This is a genomic window from Streptomyces sp. NPDC057654, assembly GCF_042800135.1.
Taxonomy (GTDB): Bacteria; Actinomycetota; Actinomycetes; order Streptomycetales; family Streptomycetaceae; genus Streptomyces.
Genome location: NZ_JBHVHQ010000729.1, coordinates 1 through 4,434, shown reverse-complemented (window position 1 = coordinate 4,434; position 4,434 = coordinate 1). Strand labels below are relative to the sequence as shown.

Annotated in this window: 3 protein-coding genes and 1 pseudogene; 3 read left to right on the top strand and 1 reads right to left on the bottom strand. The window is 71.2% G+C overall.

Annotation, left to right across the window (positions count from 1 at the left end; genetic code table 11):
• Window positions 1-46 precede the first annotated feature (46 nt).
• Window positions 47-1,315, top strand: a complete 1,269-nt coding sequence (locus ACFU99_RS34615) for a hypothetical protein (protein WP_384399838.1) — start codon at window positions 47-49, stop codon at window positions 1,313-1,315.
• Complete coding sequence (locus ACFU99_RS34610) at window positions 1,303-1,827, top strand: transcriptional regulator (RefSeq protein ID WP_384399835.1); 525 nt, start codon at window positions 1,303-1,305, stop codon at window positions 1,825-1,827. The genes ACFU99_RS34615 and ACFU99_RS34610 overlap by 13 nt, the downstream gene beginning before the upstream one ends.
• Here the strand turns inward: ACFU99_RS34610 and ACFU99_RS34605 are convergent.
• Window positions 1,740-3,887 carry an ATP-binding protein gene (locus ACFU99_RS34605; RefSeq protein ID WP_384399832.1) on the bottom strand — a complete coding sequence of 716 codons (2,148 nt, stop codon included), beginning with the start codon at window positions 3,885-3,887 and terminating at the stop codon, window positions 1,740-1,742. The genes ACFU99_RS34610 and ACFU99_RS34605 overlap by 88 nt on opposite strands.
• Before the next feature lie 332 nt (window positions 3,888-4,219).
• Between ACFU99_RS34605 and ACFU99_RS34600 the strand changes: the two are divergent.
• Window positions 4,220-4,434 (top strand): annotated as a pseudogene (locus ACFU99_RS34600) (iron-siderophore ABC transporter substrate-binding protein); the annotation flags it as partial.

Below are 4,434 nucleotides of genomic sequence, written 5' to 3'. Positions count from 1 at the left end.
ACGGTGGACCGTTCCGGGGGGCAGGAAGACCGGGGGGATGGATTCGATGAGCTTGACCATGATGGAAGCGCACGGGACCTATGTGCCGGTGCGTCTCGACGCCGAACGGTGGGCCACCCGCCGTATCCACAGGAAGCTTCTGGTCGCGGTGCACACGGTGACCACCGGGAAGAGGCTGCTCGACGCGGTTCGCCTGTTGGAGGGCGACCCTCGCATTCAGGTGTTTTTCACCCCGGCGCCGGATGTATTCAGCAACGGTGTGGAGGACTTTCTGGAAGATCTCAACGGGCTCGTGCTGCCCTGGAGCCAGGCGGTGCAGACCCGGTTCGATCTGGCGCTGGCCGCGAGCCACGGCAGTCTGCACGAGCTGCACGCACCCGTGATCGTGCTGCCGCACGGCGCCGGGCACAACAAGATCGTCCCTGCTGGCCGGCGCGGCCGTCCGGTGGGGGAGCGGGGTGCGTACGGGTTCAGCCGGCAGCGCCTCGTAAGGGACGGGGCAGTGATCCCCGAGGCGATCGTGCTGGCGCACCAGGAGGAGCTGACCCGCCTCGGCCGTGAGTGCCCGGAAGCGCTGCCCGTGGCGGAAGTCGTCGGGGACCCGTGCTTCGACCGCATCGCGGCGAGCCTGCCCTCGCGCGCGCTGTACCGCGAAGCGGTGCGGGTCAGGGCCCGACAACAGCTGGTCCTTTTCTGCTCGACCTGGGGGTCCAAGTCGATCCTCGGGCAGAGCTGGGAGCTGCTGGAGCGCCTCGTACGCGAACTGCCCGGTGACGAGTACCGCGTCGCGCTGCTGCTGCACCCGAACGTGTGGAACGCCCACGGCGAATGGCAGGTCCTCAGCTGGCTGGCGGCTCTGGGACGCTCCGGCCTCACGGTGATCAGCCAGTACGCCGACTGGGTCGGAGCGCTGGCCGCCGCGGACTACGTCGTGGGCGACCACGGCTCCGTCACCCTCTACGGCGCGATGACCGGTGTGCCGGTGCTGATGGCCGGCCTCCCGGAAGAGGTCCTCGATCCGGCGTCGCCCCTGGCCGAACTCAGCTCGTTCGTTCCCCGGCTCGGCCTGCGAGAGGGCCGTCCCTTGCGTCAGCAGCTCAGTCGGAGCTCCACCGCGTACCGGCCGCAACGCTACGAGCGGATCGCGGCCAGGATCACCTCCGAGCCGGGACAGTTCGCCCAGAAGATGCGCGCCCTGATCTACCGCAAACTGCGGCTTCGCTCCCCCGCGGTGCGGATCGCCGCGGAGCCGGCGCCGGTCCCGCTCACGGTGCGCTACGACGAGCCGGGCGGTGTCGTGTCATGGCGGAGCTGACCGTCTATGCGTCCGAGTCGGCCGTCCCCGAAGCAGCCGGTCAAAGGGAGGCGGTGCGCCGGGCGCGGGTCGTGCTGGTGCACCCGGTCTCCGGCGTTCCGGTCGTGGACGAGCACTTGAGGGTCGAGCTCCCCGCGCCCGCTCCTTGGCCCCGGCTCGCCGACGTGCTCCTGGGTGAGGGGGAAGGAGACCGGAGTGCGGAGCGGCTGGCCGCGTGTCACCCGGGAGCCCTGGTGGTGGCGGTGTACCGGGACCACGAGTGCTGGATCCGGTTCGCCGACGGTGGATGCGCGCTGACTCTCGACGCACAGCGGTCGGCGGCGAGATCGTCGTGGGCGGTGTGGGCCTCACTGGCACACGCCTGGCTGGTGTCGGGGCTGCCGGTGGCGGAGTTCGCGTCGGCACCGGTGCGCCTGGTGCTGGGTCATTCCCCGGCGCGGCCCTCCAACTGCCCGAGGAGCGTGCGCGCCGCTTCGGCGTCGGCCGAGCGGGAGCGGCCCGCCGCGTCGTAGAGGTCCAGGGCTTCCCGGCAGTGCGTACGGGCGAGATCCGCTTGTCCGCGCTGCTGGGCGAGGGCCGCCAGGGAGCCCAGAGCGCGGGCCGTCTCGTAGTCGGAGGCCGTCGCGCGCAGCGTCGTCAGGGCCAGGGAGAGCTGCTCCTCGGCCTGGTCGAGCAGGCCCACCGCGAGGTGCGCGCGGCCCAGCAGGGTGGCCGCGCGTGCCGCGTTGTAGGTGTCGCCCGCCTCCGTCAGCGTCGTGTGCGCGGCCTCGGCACCGGAAATGGCCTCCCTGGGGAGACCTCTTGTGAGGGCGATGTCCGCGAGGTTGAAGCGGGCCAGTCCGCTCGCCCGGTGGTCGCCGCACCGGGACAGCTCGGAAGCGGCGTCCGCGAAGAACTCCGCCGCCCGGTCCAGTCGGCCGAGCCGCTGGTGGGCCAGGCCCTGGTAGTTGAGCGTACGGGCGTACCCGAGCTCGTTTCCGTGAGCGCGGAACGCCCGTGCCGCCTGCTCGAACATCTCCAGAGCGCGCTCCGGGCTCTCCATGCCCAGTTCGCCGATGCCGCCGGAGGTCAGCATCCGGCACTCCGCCTCGGTGTCGCCCAACTCCTGTGCCGCGGCGCGGCCTTCCGCGTGAGCGGTCCGCCACTGCTCGTAGAACTTGCGCCGCAGGAAGAGCGGCCACATGGCGTCCGCGAGCTGCCAGCCGACGGTGGCGAAGCCCGCGGGGCGTGCGCCGCGGATCACCGCCATCAGGTTGGGCAGCTCACGTTCCAGCCAGTTCAGCGCGCTGACCTCGTCGTCGCCGAACTCCGCCGTGACCACCGGCCCCGCGCCGTAGTCGCGGTTCATGGTCAGGTGCTGGGGGTCGATGATCCCCTCGGCGCGGGTGGCGGTGGCGAGGTAGTGGTCGGCGATACGGCGGAGGGCGGCGGCCCGCTCGTCCGCGGATTCGACGTCCTCGGCCTTGGCGAGAGCGTGCAGCCGGACGAGGTCGTGGAAGCGGTAGCGTTCTTCGCCGGTGTGCTCGTCTGCGACGTCGGTCAGCAGATTCGCGTCGTAGAGCAGGTCCAGGGGGGCTGCCGCTTCCTCGCCCAGCACGGCCTCGGCCACCGAACCGCTGAACTCCGAGCCGGGATGCAGTCCGAGGAGGCGGTAGAGCCGGGCGGCTTCCGGCGGCAGTCCCTGGTACGAGACGTCCAGCGCCGCCCGGACATTGTGGTCGCCTTCGATGGCCAACGCCTCCAGTCGGTCGTGCTCCTCGGTGAGCGCGTGCACCATCGTGGTGATGCCGCGCCGTGGACGCGCCGCGAGGATGGCCCCGGCCACGCGCACGGCCAGCGGCAGACCGGTACAGAGCTCGACCAGGGCGCGCGCCTGCTCGGGCTCCGCGGCCACCCGGCCGTCGGCCAGTGTCGCCTCCAGTAATTCGACCGCCGCCTCCAGACCGAGGGGCTCCAGATGGACCGCGTAACAGCCGTCCACGGTCAGGCCGGGCATACGCCGGCGGCTGGTCACCGCCGTCACGCTCCGGCCGCCGGGCAGCAGCGGGCGGACCTGGGCCGCCGACGCGGCGTCGTCCAGCAGCACCACGAGCCGTCTCTCCGCCGCCAACGAGCGGTACAGCGCAGCCCGCTCAGCGAAGGCCGCCGGTACCTGCGGGGCCGGCACCCCCAGGGCGCGCAGAAAATAGCCGACCACTTCTCCCGGATCGACCGGTCCACCGGGGGAGTGGGTCCCCAGATCCGCGTACAGCTGACCACCGGGAAAGTGCGGGCGCAGCGTCTTGAGCCAGGCCAGCGCCACCGCTGTCTTGCCGACGCCGCCCAGGCCGCTGACCGCGGCCAGCGTGGGGTGGCCTCCCTCACCGGAATGGGCGCGGTACCGCTCCAGCGCACGCAGTTCCGCCGCGCGGTCGGTGATGCGGACAGTCGGCGGAAGCTGCCATGGCGGCTGGTGTTCGGACGCCGCTTCCGTGCGGAAGTGGATGCCGCCATGGATGGTGCGTGCTTGTACGGCGGGACCGTGCACCGTGCCGCTGAGGTCATTGCGGCTGTTGTGTTCGCGCCCTTCCATCCGTCCCCCCGACCGCGTGCGTACCGCTCCGTCGTGTCGATTCCCAGAGAACAGTCTTTCCGCATGAGCGGGTGCTATCCGCGCCGAGGGGGTGACATGCCTCTCGATGGCCCGCGTTCCGGCAGCTCACGGCTCTGACAACGTCGACGGCGGAAACACCGAGGTCAGCGGGCAATTTTGTCTTCTCCATGCTCGTCCGTCACTTTTTGTCGAATCGCAACATGATCTGGGCAACTCGATGGCCTGCCCAGCCCGTCTAAAGAATCGGCAGGCCGCGGATGAGCGGTACGGGTGGAGCCAGGGAACTAGAGCACATGAGGTGGACGGCGCAGATGCCTGAGCACAACCAGGGAGAGATAGCGAGAGCTGACGAGCGGGGCGCGGCGGGGCGCGGTGGCGGGCGGAAACGAGGGCGGGTGCTGGCTGTGGGCGGGGCGGTCGCCGCGGCGGCGTTGGTGCTCAGCGCCTGCGGCGGCAAGGACGGCGCGTCGGGGAAGGCCGGCGACGCCGCCTCCTCCGCCTCCATCGCGATCACTCCGGCCAAGGA

What these genes read in the sequence shown, in the direction of transcription:
- ACFU99_RS34605 (WP_384399832.1), bottom strand. Translation starts at nt 3,887, where the DNA reads ATGGAAGGGCGCGAACACAACAGCCGCAATGACCTCAGCGGCACGGTG.
- ACFU99_RS34615 (WP_384399838.1), top strand. Translation starts at nt 47, where the DNA reads ATGAGCTTGACCATGATGGAAGCGCACGGGACCTATGTGCCGGTGCGT.
- ACFU99_RS34610 (WP_384399835.1), top strand. Translation starts at nt 1,303, where the DNA reads ATGGCGGAGCTGACCGTCTATGCGTCCGAGTCGGCCGTCCCCGAAGCA.